Source organism: Rhizobium sp. K102 (assembly GCF_022385315.1).
In the GTDB taxonomy this organism is placed as follows: Bacteria; Pseudomonadota; Alphaproteobacteria; order Rhizobiales; family Rhizobiaceae; genus Rhizobium; species Rhizobium croatiense.
This window is the reverse complement of record NZ_CP092437.1, coordinates 285729-304895: the sequence shown is the minus strand read 5'-3', so window position 1 is coordinate 304895 and position 19167 is coordinate 285729. Positions and strand designations below refer to the sequence as shown.

Genomic DNA, 19167 nt, shown 5'->3' with positions numbered 1-19167 from the left:
CCCGGGATACGGCTGGCGCGTCTACGCAAGCGTCGATTGGCCCAATCTGCGATCAGGCCGCGTCCGGCTGGGCACGCAGGTTGGTGACGACACGCCGATTCTGCACCTTGCAGGAGCGGTCCGTGCAGTCGCGAACTTCTCGATCGTTGCCATAGCCCTTGGCCCACATGCGCTTCGGGTCGACGCCCTTCGAGGCGAGATAGGCCATCGCCGCATCGGCGCGCTTCTGCGACAGCGTTTCCATCTGGGAGGCAGAACCGGAATCGTCGGCAAATCCCTGCAGCTTGAGCAGCCAGGTCGGGTTTCTGGTGAGCCAGGCGGCCTGGTTATCCAGCGTTGCCATGGCGACGGAATCGAGGGCGGCGGAATCCTGCTTGAAATAGATCCGCCGGCCGACATTGAGGATGAAATCCTCTTCGCTGCCGGTCGCGACGTTTTCGAACCCCGGCGCCGGATCATTGGTCTGGCCGGTCATCGGCGCCGCAGTTGGTTCTTCCAGGGAGGCGATCTCGGTGGTGGAGCAGGCGGCAAGCGCCAGGAGCATGGCCGCGGCGAGAAGGCGGCTCGTGTATCCGGTCGTAGCAGACATCAGGGTAAGGTTCCTTATTCGACCGGGGTTGTTTGGCTGACCTGCGTGGTGCTTTCGGCCTGGTCGGCAATATGCGGCAGAATCTGTACAGCCGTGCCGATCGGGCAGCGTTGGTAAAGATCGATGGCGTCTTCGTTGAACATGCGGATACAGCCGCTGGAGGCGTCCTTGCCGATGCTCCATGGCTCCAGCGTGCCGTGGAAGCGATAACCGGTATCGGCGCCGTCACGATGCAGATACATGGCGCGAGGCCCGAGCGGATTCTTCGGTGAACCGCCCGCGACGAATTCGGGCAGTTCAGGATGGCGCTTGCGCATCTCCGGCGGCGGCGTCCAGCGCGGCCAAAGCGATTTGGCGTCGATCGTGGCGCGACCGAACCATTTGAAGCCTTCGCGGCCGACGCCGACCCCATAGCGGATGGCGGTCTTGTTCTCCATGATCACGTAGAGAAAATGGTGCCTGGTATCGACGACGACGGTGCCGATCGGCTCGCTGCTGAAATATTTGACGACCTGGCGGTGCCACTTCCTGTCGATCTTGGCGAGGTTGGTCTTTCGGAACGTCACGCCATTGTCGACGAGGGTGCCGTCAAAATAGGACGAGGCTGCGGCGAATGCCGGTTTCCAAACTGCAGCGGCGCCAAGTAACGCCAAACCACCAAGCAAAATATCCCTGCGGGTCCCCACCATCGGCAATATCCCCCTCAAAGCCAAAGCAGCGGAGTATCAGTAAATCAGATTTTTCATTGGCGACAACAGAAAATTATTTCGCTTCCTAAAGACCGGGATCGAGTTGCGGTCTTCTGGATATATTTGCTTCGATCGTTAATCGAGAGGAGAACGCTACACCCTGCAACCCGCAGATCACTTGAACGGATGGATCCTTGTCAGCAGTCCTGACGCCGCTTCGAAAATATCTGCGTATGCGGTCGACTGCGCTCACGGTTCCAGGAGCGAGTTCGGGGTCATGCATCGTTAAGATGGCAAGCCGACAGGTGCCCCGGTGCAACTTCCCTTTTGCGGGCACTTCCAGACGGCAGCGATCCATCGCAAACGGGCATCTCGGATGGAAGTGACAGCCTTCCGGCGGGTTTATCGGGCTGGGAAGCTCGCCATCGACGGGCTTGAACTGCCGCTTGCCGGGTTCGATGCGCGGCACTTCGGCCAAGAGCGCTTTCGTGTAAGGATGATTGGGCCGGCTGAAAACCTCCTCGACGGGCGCCTCTTCGACGATCCGGCCGAGATACATGATCGCAACGCGATCGGAAATATGTTCGACAACGCCGAGATCATGGCTGACGAACAAATAGGTCAGGTCAAGCTTGTCGCGAAGTTCCATGAACAGGTTGATGACCTGAGCCTGGATGGAGACGTCGAGCGCTGCGACGCTTTCGTCACAGACGAGGAATTTCGGCTGCACGGCGAGTGCGCGCGCAATATTGACGCGCTGCCGCTGGCCACCGGAAAACTGGTGCGGGTATCGCTTTTTCATGGCCGGGTCGAAACCGGCCAGCATCAGATATCTGTCGACATAGGCGTCGCGTTCCGTCGAGCGGGCAAGTCCATGCGTTCGAGGCGCTTCCCAGATAAGCTCCTCGATGGTCATGCGCGGGTTGAGAGCCGCCATCGGGTTCTGGAAGATCATCTGGCTGGCGAGACCGAACTGATGCTGCTCGCCTTTCGACATGGCGCTTCGGTCGATCCCTTTCCAGAGAATGTGGCCGTGGCTGGGCGACGTGATCCCTGCAATGGCGCGGCCGAGGGTCGACTTCCCGCAGCCGCTCTCGCCGACAAGGCCGACAACCTCTCCGGGTCGAATGCTAAGGCTGACGTTATCAAGCGCTTGAACAACAGGTGCCGGTTTGGCCAGCTTGAGCTTATGCGCGATCTTGGCGGCCAGGTCGAGCTTGGCTCCGAAGCGCTGCGACACGTTCCTCGCTTCGATCAGGGGCGTGGCGATCGCCGTCATCATGCTATCTCTTTCGTAACGGGATGAATGCAGCGGAAGGAGCGGTCGCCTTCCGGCATGAGCGCCGGCATGACCAGACAGCCGTCAGTCGTCCGGTCACAGCGCGTACGAAAACTGCATCCCTGTGGAAGGCGGTTGATTGCCGGCGTCATGCCGCGAATCTGGTGGAGGGGCTCTCCGCGTCTGTTTTGCGAAGGAACGGATGCGATCAGACCGGCGGTGTAGGGATGGTGAGGATCGGTCAGAACCTTGCCCACTGGGCCGGTCTCGACGAGGCGGCCGGCATACATGACGGCGATCTCGTCGGCCAATCTTGAGACGATCGCCAGATCGTGGGTGATCCAGATCACCGCCGTATTTCCCTCTTCCGTGAGCTTCTGGAATTCGGAAATGATCTGGCTCTGGATCGTCACATCAAGCGCTGTTGTCGGTTCATCGGCGATGATAAGGTCGGGCTTGTGAAGAAGCGCAATGGCAATCGCCACGCGCTGACGCATTCCGCCGGAAAACTGATGCGGGTAGGCGGCAAGCCTTTCTTCAGGGCTTGGTATTCCGACCAGCGCCAAAGCATCCCGCGCCCGCTGCCGGGCGGCATCCTTCGAGACCCGGTCGTGTGCCTGGACGGCTTCCACCATCTGCGTACCGACCGTCAGGACCGGGTTGAGAGTCATCATCGGATCCTGGAATACCATGGCGATCCGCTTGCCGCGCAGCTGCCGCATCTCCTCGTCCGAATATTTCGCGATGTCGGCGCCGTCGAAGATGATCTGGCCGCCGGCCACCCGGCCGGGTCTATCGAGGAGCCGCATGATCGAGAAGCCGGTTACCGACTTTCCGGATCCGGATTCCCCCACAAGACCAAGAACCTTGCCGCGCTCCACCGTGAACGATACGTCGTTGACGGCGCAAAGACTGGGGCGACCTTTGCCGCTACCGAATTCGGTGACGAGATTGCTCACTTGCAGCAATGGGGTCATGACATGTTCCTCGGGTTGAGCACATCGCGCAGCCGGTCGCCGACGAGATTGATCGCCGCGATCGTGATTAGAAGCGCAATGCCGGGGAAGAAGCTGATCCAGTAGAGGCCCGTCAGAAGATACTGGTAGCCGGTCGAGATCAGCATGCCGAGCGAGGGTTCGGTCACGGATGCACCCAGACCGAGGAAGGACAAGGTTGCTTCGAGGCCGATTGCCCTGGCGATCTGCATGGTGGCGATGACGATGACCGGCGCAAGACAGTTCGGCAGCAGGTGCCTGAAGAGGATGCGCCATCCGGGCAGGCGCAGCATCCGGGCCGCCTCGATATATTCCTTCTCGCGCTCGACCAGAGCGGTGCCGCGGACCGTGCGGGCATAGGTCGCCCACTCGGCGATGATCAGTGCGATCACGACATTGGGCACGCCCTTGCCGAGCACGGCGAGCATCATCAGCGCCATCAATATGGTGGGAAAAGAGAGCTGCAGGTCGACGAGCCGCATCATCGCGGTTTCCGTGCGCCCTCCCATGTAAGCGGCGAACAATCCGGCCGAGGTTCCGATGATGGCAGCAGCGAAAGCCGACAGAACGCCTACCAGCAAAGAGGTGCGCAGGCCATAGAGGATGCCGGACAGGATATCGCGGCCCTGGCTGTCGGTGCCGAGGTGATAGACAAGCCCGGTCATGGATTTCGGACCCCGGCGGCAGTCGACCATCCATGATGTCGAGCTGCATCAAATCATAGGGATTTTGCGGAGAGATCCATGGCGCAAACAGCGCCAGGCAACAGATGATCACCAGCGTGAGGAAGGCGATCGCGGCTGCCGGAGAGCTGAAGAAATCCGCGATCCCTTTCGACAGACGACTGGGTTCGGGCGTTGGAGCGCTTGTGTCTTGCGTGTTTGGTTCGGCCATGGGTCAAGCCTTTCCTTCCAGCCGGACCCGCGGATCCAGAAGGGTATAACAGATATCGATGATGAAGTTGAGGACGACGAAGAGCAGGACCATCATCATCAGGTAGGCGACGATGACCGGGCGATCGAGAAGGTTGATCGAGTTGATGATGAGCTTGCCCATGCCCGGCCACGCAAAGATGCTTTCGGTGACGACCGAAAAGGCGATAAGCGAGCCGAACTCGAGGCCGATGATGGTCACCACCGGGATCATCAGGTTCTTGAGAACGTGCACGGAAATGATCCGCCGCTCTCGCAACCCCTTGGCGCGGGCAAACTTCACATAGTCCTGGGGCAGGACCTCTTGCACGCCGGCACGGGTCAGCCGCAGAATGAGCGACGTCTTGAACAGAGCCAGGTTGAAGGCCGGCAATAAGAGGTGCCGGATGCCGTCCCCGGTCAGAAACGACCATTGTGCACCAAGCAGTTCCTGCGTCGAGCCGCGGCCATTCGTCGGCAACCAGCCGAGCTCGACGGAAAACACCATGATCAGCATGAGGCCGACCCAGAAGGTCGGAAGCGAGAAGCCCAGAATCGAGCCGCTCATGATGAGCTTGGAGGAAATCCGATTGGGGTAAAGCCCTGCATACAGCCCAAGCGGCAAGCCGAACAAGAGCGCGATGCCGAGAGCCGTGATCGCCAGTTCGAGCGTTGCCGGGAGACGTTCGAGGATCAGACCCAGCGCCGGCCGCCCATAAACGAAGCTGTTGCCGAAGTCCCCGTGCAGAAGCCCTTGAAGAAACAGCAGATACTGTTTCCAGAGCGGCTGATCCAGACCGTAATGCGCGATAACGAGTGCCCGCTCCGCCTGGTTGGCGTCGGGGTTGATGAGGATGTCGACCGGATTGCCGATCACATTGACGCCGATGAAGACAATGATCGTCATCGCGACAATGACAAAGAGCGCCTGTATCAATCGCCGGATAATGGATGTGATCATAGAACCTCTCCTTAGGCGACGGAGATCGCCATCCCGTCGCGCTGCGGATCGGCGGCTCCTTTAGAGACACCGCCTTCAATCTTGATCGCGTGGACTGCGGCGAATGCGTATGTCTGCGGCGACCGCGCCACCTGGTAGCCCTGCGTCCGCAGCTCGTCCTCGACAGAGTGTCGAATACGATTGCAGATGTCGATCGTGTTTGACACCCCTACGATCCTCGGCGCCGAGACGGCTTCGAGCACCGACATGTCGAAATCGATCATGTTCATCAGGCATTGCGCAACGGCCGGTGCGATATAGCTGCCGCCCGGCGCTCCGATGACGATGCTGGGCTCGTCACCCTTGAAGACGATCGTCGGTGCCGCCGAGCTTGGACGCCGCTTGCCGGGCGCGATGGAGCCGGGTTTGCCCGGAACCGGATTAAAGCGGCTCATCGTGCCATTATACATGAAGCCGAGGCCATCGGTGATCGCGCCCGAGGGACTGCCGAGGGTGTGGGTCATCGCGACGGCGTTGCCGTCCTTGTCTATCACCGAGATGTGGGTGGTGTCGCGCTGCGAGCCATCAAGACGCGAAACGCTGGCGACCTCGCCTGCCTTGATCGCGTGGGCATGCGCCTGCGCATGCTCTTTCGACAGCAGCCTTTCATAAGGCACGTCGACATAGGCGGGATCGCCCATATGCGCGTCCTTGTCTATCGTCATTCGCTTCATGGCTTCGAACAGGATGCGGATATGCTCCGCGCTGCCATGCTGCAGCGAGCCGACGTCGAACTCCTCCATGATATGCAGGAGTTCCAGCATCGGGAAACCCGAGCCTGGAGGCGGTGAGGTGGCAATGCGGTTGCCGCGATAGTCGCCCCAAACGGGCTTTACCTTCGACAATTCGTAGCGCGCCAAATCTTCCCGATCGATCAAACCGCCATTTGCCTTGAAATCGTCGGCGATCTGTTCGGCCAGGTCGCCGTGATAGAAAATGTCTGACCCGCCGCTTTGCGCGATGCGTTCGAGGGTCTGTGCCATATCGCTGTTGACGAGCAGGTCGCCGACGTTTTTGAGTACGCCGTCGGCGTCGAAGTAGGTTTTCCGCCCCGTTGCGGAAAAGCGCAGCTTGTCGATCGTGTTGGCAAAACCGTCGTTCGCCTGGTCCTTGGCCCAATACCAATGCATGTGGTTTCGGATCATGAAACCGTTGCGGGCCAGGCGGATGGCCGGCTTGATGAGATCGGTCCACTCGAAGGTGCCGTAGGCGCGCAGCGCGGTCTCATAGCCCTTCAGCGAGCCGGGGGTGCAGACGGCAAGGTAGCCGATATCGGAGATATTGCCTTCAAGGACGTAGCCGAAGCCGTCGCGGCTCTGGTGCTTGATCTTGTCGAGCCACATGTCCGGCGCAGCCTTGAGCGGCGCGCGCGCATAAAATTCGAGGATCTCGTGCACGCCCTTTTTCGGCATGTAGACATGCATGGAGCCGAAGCCGCCGATGCCGGCCATTTGCGGGTCGACCACGCCTTGGACGAAGGCACAGGCGAGTGCGGCGTCGATGGCATTGCCGCCGCGCTCGAGAATTTCCGCGCCGGCTTCGACTGCCTCCGGCTGAGGCGCCACGATCGTTGCATTTCTCATTTCGCGCGCCGCTCTTTCAGCACCTTTGCCAGGAAGGCTTTGACGTGACCGAGAACTTTCATTCGGTCGTGAGAGACGCCAGGAATACGATCGAACGTCACGTCGACACCCGCTTCGCGGAATGAGCTCGCCAGGGCGGCAAGCCGCTCGGGCCGCGTTTTGCCGGCATCGTTTGCGCCATCCATATAATATTTGCCGCCCGGCTTATGGGTGATTTCCCAGGTCTCCAGATCGGCGTCGCCGACGATCATATGCACCGGCAGCTTGGCGAGTTCTTCCGACCGGAAGGCCTTGCCGAAGCGCGCCTCCAGATCCCGGATGCCGACCCACCAGTCACGCGTCGGATCCAGAAGGGTGACGGAACCCGGTGCGCCGATCGATGCCGCCCAGAGTTTTTCCGGATGCAGGATGGCGAAACGGTGCACTAAATGGCCGCCGCCGGAGAAGCCGAACATGGCGAATTTAGACCAGTCCTGACGGTATTTTTCGGCCACTTCCTCGACCATGGCAAGGACGACGCGATCGTAGCGGATGTCGCCCTCCTCGAGAAACTTGTAGCCGGAACGCGCACCATCACCGAGAACGCCAACCGGGAAGATCGGGCAAAGGATGGCACAGTCGTTGTAGAGCCCGAATTCGGCAAAACCGTCGCGGAAATCGATAGCCGATGTGCGCCCGGTGCCGTGGACCGCGACCAGGAGGTCGAGCTTGCGGCCATCTGCCGCCGTCGGCGGCACATAAAGCACCATATGGAGGCGAGGATCGGCCTGAGAGGCGAAAATGGCCGTCTGGCCATAGTCATAGATGGCCTTCGCCCGGGCGACGGCTTCGCCCGTTCCAAGTTCCTGCATGAATGTCTCCTGGGAGATGAAGAAAGGGCGGCCTCGGCGGTCCCATGCTGCTGTTTTAAACCGCGCCGCATCGATTGGATCGATGCGACGCACTTCAAATCTTTATTTGTCCCAAAACCGCTGTACGCTTTTGGACGACATGCATTAATCCGCCGGCTTCACGTCGTAAGCGAGCGTATATTTGTCACCGCGCGGTGTGTAGGACACGGTCTTCTTTGCACCCAGCACGACGTTTTCGTAATGCATGGGGAGGAGCCAGAGGTTGTTGAAGGTCTCGGTCGACAGCTCCTCGAGCAGCAGCGCGCGTGCAGCTTCATCGAGTGTCGAACTCGCCTTGGCCAGTACCTCGTCGATCTTCGGATCGGACACGCCGCCGCCGTTATATCTGCCGGTCCCCTTTTTCTCGTCGCGCGACGCGACGAGCGCGACAGTCGGATTGGTGGTTTCGCCGGTGTTCACACCCCAGGAGCCGAAATAGGTGCTGTAGGTGCCTTTTGAATAGGCTTCCGAATACATCGACCAGGGCAGGACCTCGACTTTCGATTTGATGCCGATGCGCGTGAACATCTGGCCGACCGCCTGCAGAACTTCGGCATCCTTGACATAACGGCCAGAGGGGCCATGCAGGGTCAGGCTGAAGCCATCGGGATAACCGGCCTCGGCCAGAAGCGCCTTGGCGGCGGCGGGATCATAACCCACCTTCTCGACTTTTTCGGAATAGCCCGCATAGCCTTGGGTGACGAATTGATCGGCCACCGTGCCGTTCTTCTGCATGACGCGGTCGACGATTGCCGGCCGGTTGATCGACATCAGCATTGCCCGACGCACCCGTTCATCCTTGAGCGGGTTCTTGTCGAGATCGGAACCATCCGCAGCCTTCACGAAAGGCGAAACATCGCGGCTGACATCGAGGCCAAGATAGACGAAGCGGGAAGACAGGCCGTTGATGACTTGCAGATTATCGCTCGCTTCCACGCGTGCCATTCCATCGGCAGGAAGGGTTTCGACAATGTCGATCTCGTTGGAAAGAAGCGATGCCAGACGGGCGCCGTCATCGGGCAGGAAGCGCAGCGTAACGTTCGACCAGTGCGAGGGGCCAGCGAAATAGCTGTCATTGCGCTTCAAGGTCAGGTTGCTGCCTGGCGAATAGGAGACGAAGGAATAGGCCCCGGTTCCGGTTGCACACTTGCCGTTGTCGAAATCCTGGACCGGCGCCTCCTTGCAATCGGCGCTGATAATGCGGATTCGGCTGACGGAATTCAGCAGGATCGGATCCGGAACCTTGGTCTCGACGACGATGGTATAGGGATCGGTGGCCGTGACATTGACAATATTGCGGGTGTAGGAAGCAAAGCTCTGGCTGGGCTTGTCGCGGGCACGCAGAAGCGAAGCGATGACGTCATCGGCGTTGAACTCACTGCCGTCATGGAATTTCACGCCCTTCCGCAGCTTGAATTCCCAGTGGGTCGGGTCGACGACCTTCCATTCGGTGGCGAGTTCCGGCGCATTTGCCGACGTTCCCGTGAGGTTTATGAGGCTGTCCCAGATATGGCGCGAGGTCGCATTGTTTGGCGCCGAACTGTCTTCATGAGGATCCAGCGTCGTCGGCGTCGTCGACATCCCGATCGTCAGCCGGGTTTCCTGTGCGGCGACCATAGCAGGAATAGCAATCGTGCCAAGCAGCCCGATCGCTGCCCGCGTCAATGTTTTTGCGGCCATTTCTTCCATCCCGGTTTAGCGTTTTTGGGCCGACCTTGCCCGGTCGGTGCGAGCAGGTTCCCGTCCGCTCTTGACACAAATTGGTAAGGGGGCCTCAAGGGGGCTGTCAAACGGAAAACAAGAGCGTTACGATAAGCGTAACCTGAAATTATGCCACTCCTTCAGCCTTGGTCGCGGAGAAAATTCTGGTCCCATGGACAAAAGACAACCATCAAAAAGCGATATCGTGCAATCTGTTGATGTCTGCATCGAGGTATTGCTGAACGTCGCCAAAAACCCGGATATCAGACTGACCGAGGTGGCGCAGAACCTCGGGGAAACCAAACCGAGAATTTTGCGCATGTTACGCACACTGGAACGGCGCGGCCTGGTGCGGAAGAGCGATACAGGCACTTACCGGCTGGGGACGACTGCGATCATTCTCGGAACCGCTGCCTCGACACAAGTTGATCTGGTGCGAATAGCCAATCCTATTCTTGAAGAAGTCGGCCAGAAGGCGAACGAAACGACCCAGCTCAGGATCATCGACAATGGCGAATCCCTGTGTATTGCAAAGTTCGAACCGATGCGCGACTTGCGGGTGCAGGCGATGATCGGTCGAAGACGGCCGCTCACGGCCGGCTCGTACAAGGTGCTTCTCGCCTATCTCCACCCCCAGGTGCAGTTGCAAATGATCCCGGAGACCTTGCCCCGGCTGACCAAGCGCACCATCACGGATCGCAGCAAGTTGGTCGCCGAATTGGATAAAATCCGCCGCCAGGGATTTTGTGTGAGTTACGGTGAAGTCAGCGAGCAGCTTGTCTCCGTCTCAGTGCCGGTTCTGGCATTCGACGGATCCGTGATCGCCGCAGTGAATGTCGGCGCACCGGCCTTCCGCACGCAAAAAAGCGACGTCGACCGCTTTATCGTTCTGCTGAAGGAGGCCGCCAGCAAGATATCGGCCCGACTGGGATGGTAGAGGTTTGCGGTTCGACGCCCCTTTGGCGAACCAAAGCTCAGCTCGTTTGTTAAGCAAACTTAGGCAGCGTCTCCCGGCGGCAACTGTCAGGTCGATATCATTGACCGCCGTAAAGCAGTGCGCGCGTGAGCGGCTTCATCGATTTCAATGTCAATGCCGGGTCGCTTTCTCGCATCGCCGATAAAGGCTGACCGTAGGATATCTGTCAAATGGTCAGGCTGGTGGTGGCGCGTCGGGCACCGGCTTCGTAGCCATATCCCTCGCGAAAAACGGCGTCCCCGGCGAGCGCATTGCCCACTTCCAATTTGGTGTTTGTGCGGTTGAACCCAAGGCAGAGACCGGGCCGAGCCTCGAAGACGCGTGCAACCTGTTCGGGAACGCCGCACATGCAAAAATCATCGATTAAAAGATGACAAAAATAATCATCTTATGTTGACAAGGCTTTCTTCGCTCCATAGGTTCCGCGCGCATCTATGACGTAGGGACCAAGCAATGGCGCGTGTTTTTTTGAACGTTTCTAATAATGTATCACGAATTTATAGAGATACCCTATTTGCCACGACGGCGATCGTCCTGACCGGCATCGCGGCATCGCCGGCTTCCGCCCAGAGCGCCACCACCGGCGACACGGCGACGACGCTGGAACCGATCGTCATCCAAGGTGCAGCCTCTGATAGCAAGACCGACCGGACGTCGGTCACCGCCAAAAACAGCGCCGGCGCGACCAAGATCAGCACGCCGCTCGTCGAGACGCCGCGTTCCGTGTCGGTCACCACCGAGAAGGAAATCGTGCAGCGCGGCGCGCAGACGGTCATCGAGGCGGTGCGCTACACCGCCGGCGTGACGACGGGAACGAGCGGCTTCGACCCGCGTTTCGACCAGATCTACATTCGCGGCTACAACGCCACGACGGTCGGTGACTATCGTGACGGATTGCGCCAGCCCTACATCAATTATGGGATGTTCCGCACCGATCCCTATCAGCTGCAGCGCGTCGAGGTGATCAAGGGACCGGTTTCCGTTCTTTACGGTTCCGGTTCACCGGGGGGCCTCGTCAACAAGATATCGAAGCTTCCGACCGAGGAGCCGATCCGCGAAGTCGGCATTACCTACGGCACCAAGGACCGGGTGCAGGGGATGTTCGATTTCGGTGGGCCGATCAGCGAGGGCAACGACGATTTTCTCTATCGCATCGTTGGTGTCGCCCGCCGCGGCGACACGAATTTCGATATTGCCGACGACCGCTATTTGTTCGCGCCGTCCTTCACCTGGAAGCCTGACGAAGGCACGACTTTCACGGTGTATGGTCTGGCGCAGTCCGACGAGATCGACGCCAATGTCGGCGCGATCACAACGGTGGACGGCAGGATTCTCGATCTCAGGGCGAGCGATCCCGACTATGACTATCAAAAGGTCAAGCAGCAGCAAGTCGGCTATCAATTCGAGCATGAATTCGACAACGGCCTGACCTTCCGGCAGAACCTGCGTTATTCGCATCTCGATCTGGAGGCTCGCTACCTGGGTGTTGCCAGCTGGACCGGGACCGTCGCGCATCGCGGCACCAACGCGATCCGGGACGAAATGAACGTTTTCCAGGTCGACAATCAGCTCGAGGCGAAGTTCGATACAGGCCCGCTTGCGCATACGATGCTGTTCGGGCTCGACTACACCAATCTCCAGTCGAGCTTTGGCTACGGCGCCGGAGCCGCAGATCCGGCATTCGACTTCGATATTGCCAATCCGACCTATGGAGTCTCGGGCGCTACGCCGGATTATAATGTATTGGCGTCCGAGGCCGACATGCGGCAGGTCGGCATTTACGTCATGGACCAGATCGAGGTCGGAAACTGGCGCTTCAACCTCGGCGGTCGGCAGACCTGGGTGAACCAGACGCGAGATTCGACCTTGCCCACGGTCAGCTCGGAAGACGTCGACAAAAATGCCTTCTCCGTGCAGGCCGGCGCGCTTTACCTCTTCGACAACGGCATCGCGCCATTTGCTTCCTACGCTACCTCCTTCGATCCGGTCACCAACCGGTCGGCAACCAACACGATTCTTCCGCCGACGAAGGGCGAGCAATTCGAACTCGGGGTGAAATACCAGCCGCCCGGCTCCGACATCCTGCTCTCGGCTGTCGCTTATCACATCGTCGAGCAAAACAAGCCGCGGCTTGCCGACCCGCTGACCTTCGCCTACGACTCCCAGGGCGAGGTGACGGGAAAGGGTATCGAGCTTGAAGCCCGTGCGGCAATCGCCGACGGCCTCGATATTATTGCCGCCTACACCTACAACGACTCGGAAATAACCGGGGGCAACAACGTCGGAAATACGCCAGCCATCACCCCGACCCATGTTGCGAGCCTGTGGGCGAATTATACCTTCCAGGAAAGCAACCCCTTCAACGGTCTGTCGATGGGCGCCGGCGTACGCTACATCGGCGAGACCTGGACGGATGTCGCCAACACCTCGAAGAATTCCGCAAGTTTCTATGTGGACGCAGCACTCGCCTATGATTTCGGCGCCGTCGACAAGAAATATGAAGGACTTACGGCAGCCTTCAATATCCGCAACATCGGTGATCAGCGCGAAACAGTCTGCGAAGAGGGCTTCTGCTACCTCGGCCAGGGTCGCAACATGACCGGCACCCTGAAGTATCGGTGGTAGCACCATGGCGGCAGAGATGAACGGGGCGGTCTCGCGCCCTTCGATCGCCGATCATCCTGTCGCCCACCAGGCTGTCGACCTCGACGGTCTGGTGGGCGATGGCCCGTTCGCCTATTGCCGCGGCAAGCTGCTTGCCTCTCCGCCACCGACCGGGATCGTCGTTTCCTGCAGCGACCTTGGCGACCGGGACGTTTTTGACGGCATCATCGCCCGCTATGCCGAAAAATTTCCGGGCAGCGATCGCCGCGCGATCGTCTCCATGTGGACGCTTTATTATTTCAGCATGCTGACGATCGCTCCGAGCGTCCACATGTTCGTGAACCGCATCGCGCTACCGCTGGACATCGACCGGCTGTCGCTCGTTTGCAACGGTGAGACAGGCGAGCCGGAAGCATTCGTGATGTCCGATCGCCCGGAGGCTGCGGCCGATCCGACAGCCGAGCTTCACCGGCTGATGCTCGGTCACGCCGAACCGGTCATTGCGGCGATCGCTGCCAATGCCGGCGTCGCGCCGAAGCTTCTCTGGAACAACGCCGCGGCCTATCTCTCCTGGATCCTCAAAGAGATCGCTCACCGGCACGAGCCCGGACTCGTCGAGGGCGGCTTGGCGCTGCTGAACGATGCTGAGTGGCCGGGCGGCGGGCGCAACCCGATGTTCGGCATGATCCGCATGGCGCGCCAGCAATGCGGGCTGGAGTTCGCCCGCCGCAAGGTCTGCTGCCTGCGCTATAATCTGCCGGGCGTCGGCGGCTGCGGCGAAGCCTGTCCGCTGCCGGACGGACGGCATTGACGCCGCTCGCAGTCAGGCGGCGGCGTTTGAAATGGTCTTTGTCTGCTCGGCATATCTTGACGGAGGCAATCCGGCAAAGCGCGTGAATGCCGTGCTGAACGCGCTTGCCGAGCCATAGCCGATGCGCTCGGCAATCTCCTGAATTCCGATATCCTCCTGCCTTAGCAGATTTTTGGCGAGCGCCATGCGCCACGATATCAGATATTCCATTGGCGTCAGGCCGATAGCGCGGCGGAAGCGGTTGAAAAACGCCGACCGGGAAAGGGCAGCCTCGCCGGCAAGCTGCTCCACCGTCCATTCCCAGGCCGGATTGTCATGCAGCCGGCGGATGGCCAGGGCGAGGCGTGTATCGCTCAAACCCCGCAGGATGCCGAGCGGCGCCTTCTCCCCGGCATTCGAGCGCAGCGCCTCGACAAGCAAGACTTCCAACAGCCGCGCCAGGATCATGTTCTTTCCCGGCCGTTCGGCGCGGGCTTCGTCTGTCACGAGTTGAACGATCGCCGACAGTCTGCTGTCGCCACGGATATGGATGATCCGCGGCAGCAGGGAAACCAGCAGGGCCGCATCGGGCGAGCCGAAAGCGAAGTGGCCGACCAGCAATCGTGCATTCGGAGCCCCTTCGGGATCGCCGTGACGGGTTTCTTCAGGAAGCACGGTGACGGTGAGGGGATCGATGCCGGGCGATAATCCGTCATCGAGGCTCGACATTGTGAAGGCATGGGCCGCCGGAATCAGGATGAAGTCGCCTTCGCGTAGTGTGATCTGCTTGTCCTCCGCGCTCAGCCGCGAAGAACCTTCCAGGACGACGCAGTAGAAGGGCTGACCCGTCTCCTGGCGCTCGACGCGCCACGTCCCTGCGCCGCTGACGAGCTTTGAATAGCGCGCCGCTGGCTGCAGCAGTGTGACGATATCAGCCAAAGGGTCGCTCATCGATACTCCTGATAATGAAACAAGGACGATGCATTATATTCAGTAGCGATATCGCCGTCTACATCTGTCGCTCTCAGTATTGATAGGAGACAGATATGAAGACCGTTCTCGTTACAGGATGCTCGTCGGGGTTCGGCCTGGAAGTTGCCAGGTTCTTTCTCGCGCAGAGCTGGAAGGTGATCGCCACCATGCGAACGCCTCGCCAAGACCTTCTGCCGACCTCGGACCACCTCAAGATCGTTGCGCTCGATGTCACGAGCCCCGTAAGCATCCGCGCCGCGATTGATGCCGCAGGTCCTGTGGATGTGCTGGTAAACAATGCCGGCATCGGTTGGCTCAATGCGGTTGAGGGAACGCCGATGGAGATCGCCCGCGATATTTTTGAGACGAACACGCTCGGAACGATCGCGATGACGCAGGCGATTCTGCCGCAGATGCGGGAGCGGCAGGAAGGGGTCATCATCAACGTCACGTCGAGCGTGACGCTCAAGCCGCTCCCGCTCCTCTCGGTCTATACGGCCAGCAAAGCCGCGGTGAACGCGTTCACCGAGTTTGCCGCGCTTGAACTCGAGCCATTCAATGTGCGCGTGAGGATCGTGCTTCCAGGGCGCGCACCGGAGACGCAGTTCGGCGATACGGCCCGCTCACGGATTCAACAACAGGGCGGCTTCCCGGAAGCCTATTCGTCGATCGTCGCGGACGTGTTCGCGTCGTGGGAGCGGCAGTCGGAGTCCGCCCTGACACAGCCCGGAGACGTCGTCGAGGCAGTATGGCGCGCTGCGACCGACCCTTCCTCTCCGTTGCGCATCCCTGCAGGGGCCGACGCCGAAGCATTGGCAGGATGAAGCCGGCGGCCTCTCAAGGCCGCCGCCGCAGAACGAACAGCAGCATCGGCGCCCCGACCAGGGCCGAGATCAATCCCGCAGGGACTTGGTAGGGGAAGGCGATCATGCGCCCGGCCCAGTCGGCAATGACGAGCAGGGTCGCCCCAATCAGCGCAGCGGCGAGGAGCTGGGTCGAGGGACGGCGAAGCCCAAACCCATGGGCGAGGTGGGGCGCCATCAGTCCGACGAAGCTCAACGGGCCGACCACCAGAGTCGCTGCTGCCGTCATGATCGCAGAGAGACCGAACAGGACGCCGCGCGCCGGAGCAATCCTGAGGCCGAGTTCGCTCGCCGTTTCCGAGCCGAGCTGCAGCAGGGCCAGCCATCTGCTGGCGAGAAAGGCCGCGATGAGACAGGCAAGTGCTATCAGCATGGCGCTTGCGGCAACGCTATTGTCGACGAAATAGGTCGAGCCCGACATCCAGCGGATCAGCGCCAGTCCGCGCGGATCGCCGTTTGCCGCCAGCACGCCAATCCCGGCATCGAGGATCGCGCCGAAAGCGATGCCGGCGAGCAGAACACGGTTTGGGCCGAAGCCCGAATGAGTGCTCAAGAGGAAGATCAGCAGCAGAACCGCAAGAGCGCCGCCGCCGGCAAAGGCAAGCTGGACGGTCAGGCCCGGCGCGGCAAAGGCGAACATGGCCGCTGCGACACCGAGCGTTGCCCCGGCCGAAACACCGAGCACCTCGGGACTTGCCATTTCATTTCCGGTCAGCCGCTGCAGGATCAGCCCGGTCACGCCGAGCACCGTTCCGGCGCCGATTGCGGCGGCCACGCGCGGCAGGCGGAGGGGAAGGATATCATCCCACGCGGCGGCCGGCAGCCAGGCCCAGCTTCCGTCGGGCGCGCGGCCGAAGAAGATCGCTGCCGCTGCCAGCGTGGCGACCGAGAGCAGCAGCACGCCAAGGGATGCCGTTCTGTTGCCGACCGCAACTCTTGGCGAAGCCATGCCGGGCAGCGCGCGGGTTGCCGTGGCAAGGCGCGGTAGAAGCGCAATCAGGATCGGTCCGCCGAGTAGCGCGGTTACTGCCCCTGTCGGCACGAAGTCGCCGGGAGCAACGAGCTTGATCGCCTCATCGGTCAGAAGAAGAAGCCCGGCGCCGGCAATGGGCGACCAGATCAATTGGCTGACGACGCGGCGTGCGCCGGCAAGCCGAACGATCTGCGGGGCGACGAGCCCGATGAAGCCGATGACGCCGACGGCACTGGTGACCAGGGCGCTCAGCGCAATTGCGATCGCCAGGATGAAGCCGCGCGCCCATTTGATCGGCAGACCGAGGCTCGTCGCGCCGGCATCGCCGAGCTGGCTCAGCGCCAACGGCCTCGCAGCGAGGAAGGCAAGGCCGGCGAGCAGGGCGACCTTAGGCAGCAGCGATATCGGGATCGCCCAGCTTTGCTGCGAGAGCGATCCGGCGCCCCAGATGAAGATCCCGGAGAGATATTGATCGTTCATCAGAATGAGAATGGCCGCCGCCGCTCCGCACCACAGGCCGATGATCATGCCCGACAGGATGAGGGAAAAGGGCGAAAATCCGTGCCGGGCGCTGATCGAGAAGATGGCGAAGGCGGCAGCGGCACTTCCGGCAAGCGCCACCGCATCGCGGCCCCATCCCGTCAGCGACGGAAAGGCGAGCATGACGGATACCAGCGCCAGATTGGCGCCGGCCGAGACACCGAGCGTCGTCGGCGAAGCCAGCGGATTGCGCAGCACCTGCTGCAGGATCGTGCCCGACAGCGCTAGGGCGGCGCCGGTGATCAAGGCCGTCGCCATGCGCGGAAGCGTCGAATAGAGAAGGAGAAGGTGCTGCGCGTCGTATCCGCCGGCCGCCTCCAGATGCGGCAGCGCCGGGAGCAGGTCGAGGAGAGCCAGGCCGAGGCCCGAAAACAGCAACAGCGCCGCGAGGGCGGGCGCGCCAAAGCCGGAAATTTGCGCTTTCATCAGGCGGCAGCCTCCAGAACATCGACCATCAAAGTCGAAAAGCGCAGGGCCTCCTGGACCATTCCAAACATCAGCACGCCTGGAACGACCGAGATCCGCTGCTGCCGGACGAAGGGAAGGCTGGTCCAGAGCGGGCTTTCGGAAAGCCGGGTCAGGACATCGGGCGGAAGCAGCGGCGAAACGACGACGAGATGCGCCTCTTCATCGAGTTCGGCGAGCTGTTCAAGGCCGATCGTCTGAAATCCCCAGTAGCTCGCCTCGCCTTTCCAGGCGTTCTCGAGGCCGATCCGGCGCATGGCGCCGCCGTAAAGTCCGGGGCCGCCATAGATGCGCGCATGCCTCTGGTCGATGAAGTTGATGACGGCGACCGGGCGCGCGGACAGGCTTTTCATCCGGTCGCGTAGCCGGGCGAACGTGGCGTCGGCGCGGGACAGAAATGCCTCCGCTTCCCTCTGCCGCCCGACCATGGCGCCGAGACGCAGTGTTTCGGCGTAGGAGCGGTCGAGCGCTTCGCCATTCTCGGCATAGACGGTGAAGGTTTCGACCGGCGCGATCCGGGACAGTTTTTCGTCCAGCGCCGCAAGGAAGGGCGTGCTGAGGATGAGCGATGGCCGCAGACTTGTCAGGATTTCGAGATTGATCTCGGCGGTGGTGCCGATATCGACGACGCCTGAGGGCATCGCCGGCTCGACCACCCATTCCGGCCAATTCCTGAGCGAGGCGATTGCGCGCGGCACACTGCCGAGCGCCAGCATCGTCGACGCCAGTCCGTAGTCGAGTGAAACGATGTTGGCATCGCCGGCGCGCGCGATGGTGGGCGCGCCGGTCATCGCCAGCGCGCCAAGAAGAAAGTCACGTCGTCTCAAAGCGCGGTCCTGCCCGGCTGCGTCTCCGTGAGCGGTTTGACCATGAACAGGCACGGATGGTCCTCATGCCAGAGTTGTGGAAAGACCTCGGCCCTCACGAAGCCGGTCCGGTCATAGAAGCGCCGCGTCGCCTCGAATTGCGGCTCGTGGCGGCCGCGCGGCGCCAGCGTTTTGACCGTCAGCAGCCGGGCGCCGGAGTCATGGGCGAAGCGCTCGGCCGCATCGACGAGATGGCGCCCGGCGCCGCGGCCATGATATTCGGGCCGCGTCGCGATCAGCGCAATCTCGACGGCGCCGGGCAGGTGCGGCTTCAAGGCGATCAAGGCGGTGACGACATCCGCTTCGATATATCCAAACACCGGCAGGTCCTCGACCGCAAGGGCGCTTGCCTCGATCACGTCCGGCTCTGAAAACCAGTCGGGCAGCGCCCCCATGATCGATCGGCAGAGCTCTGCCTTGCCCGTCAGGATCTCAACTGTTCGTCCCATTTTTTCTCGCCTTCGTTCGGTCGATTTAAACT

16 protein-coding genes and 2 pseudogenes are annotated in these 19167 nt (G+C 61.0%); 4 read left to right on the top strand and 14 right to left on the bottom strand.

The features are described from left to right. Positions 1–52: 52 nt before the first annotated feature. From MHI61_RS28915 to MHI61_RS28875, 9 genes and pseudogenes are all read right to left on the bottom strand, one after another. Positions 53–589, bottom strand: a complete 537-nt coding sequence (locus tag MHI61_RS28915; protein ID WP_239793382.1) for an OmpA family protein — start codon at positions 587–589, stop codon at positions 53–55. A 14-nt stretch (positions 590–603) separates the two neighbouring features. Then, positions 604–1278: a L,D-transpeptidase gene (locus MHI61_RS28910; protein WP_239793381.1), complete on the bottom strand. Its 675-nt coding sequence runs from the start codon at positions 1276–1278 to the stop codon at positions 604–606. A gap of 275 nt (positions 1279–1553) precedes the next feature. Further along, a pseudogene (locus MHI61_RS28905) lies at positions 1554–2560 on the bottom strand (ABC transporter ATP-binding protein). Then, complete coding sequence (locus MHI61_RS28900) at positions 2557–3534, bottom strand: ABC transporter ATP-binding protein (protein ID WP_239793380.1); 978 nt, start codon at positions 3532–3534, stop codon at positions 2557–2559. Before MHI61_RS28900 ends, MHI61_RS28905 begins: the two are co-directional and overlap by 4 nt. Beyond that, positions 3531–4446 (bottom strand): annotated as a pseudogene (locus tag MHI61_RS28895) (ABC transporter permease). The gene MHI61_RS28900 and the pseudogene MHI61_RS28895 overlap by 4 nt, the downstream one beginning before the upstream one ends. A gap of 3 nt (positions 4447–4449) precedes the next feature. Then, on the bottom strand, positions 4450–5424 hold the full coding sequence (locus MHI61_RS28890; protein WP_239793379.1) for an ABC transporter permease: 975 nt from the start codon (positions 5422–5424) through the stop codon (positions 4450–4452). Positions 5425–5435: 11 nt separating this feature from the next. Beyond that, complete coding sequence (ggt, locus tag MHI61_RS28885) at positions 5436–7046, bottom strand: gamma-glutamyltransferase (protein WP_239793378.1); 1611 nt, start codon at positions 7044–7046, stop codon at positions 5436–5438. Then, the gene (locus tag MHI61_RS28880) at positions 7043–7897 is read right to left on the bottom strand and encodes an alpha/beta hydrolase (RefSeq protein ID WP_239793377.1); all 855 of its coding nucleotides are present in this window, start codon (positions 7895–7897) and stop codon (positions 7043–7045) included. The genes ggt and MHI61_RS28880 overlap by 4 nt, the downstream gene beginning before the upstream one ends. A 144-nt stretch (positions 7898–8041) precedes the next feature. Continuing rightward, positions 8042–9616 carry an ABC transporter substrate-binding protein gene (locus tag MHI61_RS28875; protein WP_239793376.1) on the bottom strand — a complete coding sequence of 525 codons (1575 nt, stop codon included), beginning with the start codon at positions 9614–9616 and terminating at the stop codon, positions 8042–8044. Positions 9617–9809: 193 nt separating this feature from the next. Here MHI61_RS28875 and MHI61_RS28870 point away from each other — a divergent pair, with 193 nt between their 5' ends. Further along, positions 9810–10574 carry an IclR family transcriptional regulator gene (locus MHI61_RS28870; RefSeq protein ID WP_222138173.1) on the top strand — a complete coding sequence of 255 codons (765 nt, stop codon included), beginning with the start codon at positions 9810–9812 and terminating at the stop codon, positions 10572–10574. Between the two features lie 205 nt (positions 10575–10779). Here MHI61_RS28870 and MHI61_RS28865 read toward each other — a convergent pair whose 3' ends face one another. Further along, positions 10780–10962, bottom strand: a complete 183-nt coding sequence (locus MHI61_RS28865; protein WP_239793375.1) for a hypothetical protein — start codon at positions 10960–10962, stop codon at positions 10780–10782. 104 nt (positions 10963–11066) lie between these two features. On the opposite strand from MHI61_RS28865, the gene MHI61_RS28860 reads away from it, so the two are divergent. Next, positions 11067–13238: a TonB-dependent siderophore receptor gene (locus MHI61_RS28860; protein ID WP_239793374.1), complete on the top strand. Its 2172-nt coding sequence runs from the start codon at positions 11067–11069 to the stop codon at positions 13236–13238. A 4-nt stretch (positions 13239–13242) separates the two neighbouring features. After that, a complete protein-coding gene (gene fhuF, locus MHI61_RS28855; RefSeq protein ID WP_239793373.1) occupies positions 13243–14028 on the top strand; it encodes a siderophore-iron reductase FhuF in 786 nt (261 codons plus the stop codon). Positions 14029–14040: 12 nt separating this feature from the next. Here fhuF and MHI61_RS28850 read toward each other — a convergent pair whose 3' ends face one another. Next, positions 14041–14958 carry an AraC family transcriptional regulator gene (locus MHI61_RS28850; RefSeq protein WP_239793372.1) on the bottom strand — a complete coding sequence of 306 codons (918 nt, stop codon included), beginning with the start codon at positions 14956–14958 and terminating at the stop codon, positions 14041–14043. Between the two features lie 95 nt (positions 14959–15053). On the opposite strand from MHI61_RS28850, the gene MHI61_RS28845 reads away from it, so the two are divergent. After that, positions 15054–15803 carry an SDR family oxidoreductase gene (locus MHI61_RS28845; protein WP_239793371.1) on the top strand — a complete coding sequence of 250 codons (750 nt, stop codon included), beginning with the start codon at positions 15054–15056 and terminating at the stop codon, positions 15801–15803. Between the two features lie 13 nt (positions 15804–15816). Here MHI61_RS28845 and fhuB read toward each other — a convergent pair whose 3' ends face one another. From fhuB to MHI61_RS28830, 3 genes are read right to left on the bottom strand one after another with little or no spacing between them, the layout of a single operon-like run. After that, on the bottom strand, positions 15817–17781 hold the full coding sequence (gene fhuB / locus MHI61_RS28840; protein ID WP_239793370.1) for a Fe(3+)-hydroxamate ABC transporter permease FhuB: 1965 nt from the start codon (positions 17779–17781) through the stop codon (positions 15817–15819). Then, the gene (locus tag MHI61_RS28835; RefSeq protein WP_239793404.1) at positions 17781–18611 is read right to left on the bottom strand and encodes an iron-siderophore ABC transporter substrate-binding protein; all 831 of its coding nucleotides are present in this window, start codon (positions 18609–18611) and stop codon (positions 17781–17783) included. Before MHI61_RS28835 ends, fhuB begins: the two co-directional genes overlap by 1 nt. A 32-nt stretch (positions 18612–18643) precedes the next feature. Then, positions 18644–19135 carry a GNAT family N-acetyltransferase gene (locus MHI61_RS28830; protein WP_239793369.1) on the bottom strand — a complete coding sequence of 164 codons (492 nt, stop codon included), beginning with the start codon at positions 19133–19135 and terminating at the stop codon, positions 18644–18646. Between the last annotated feature and the right edge of the window lie 32 nt (positions 19136–19167).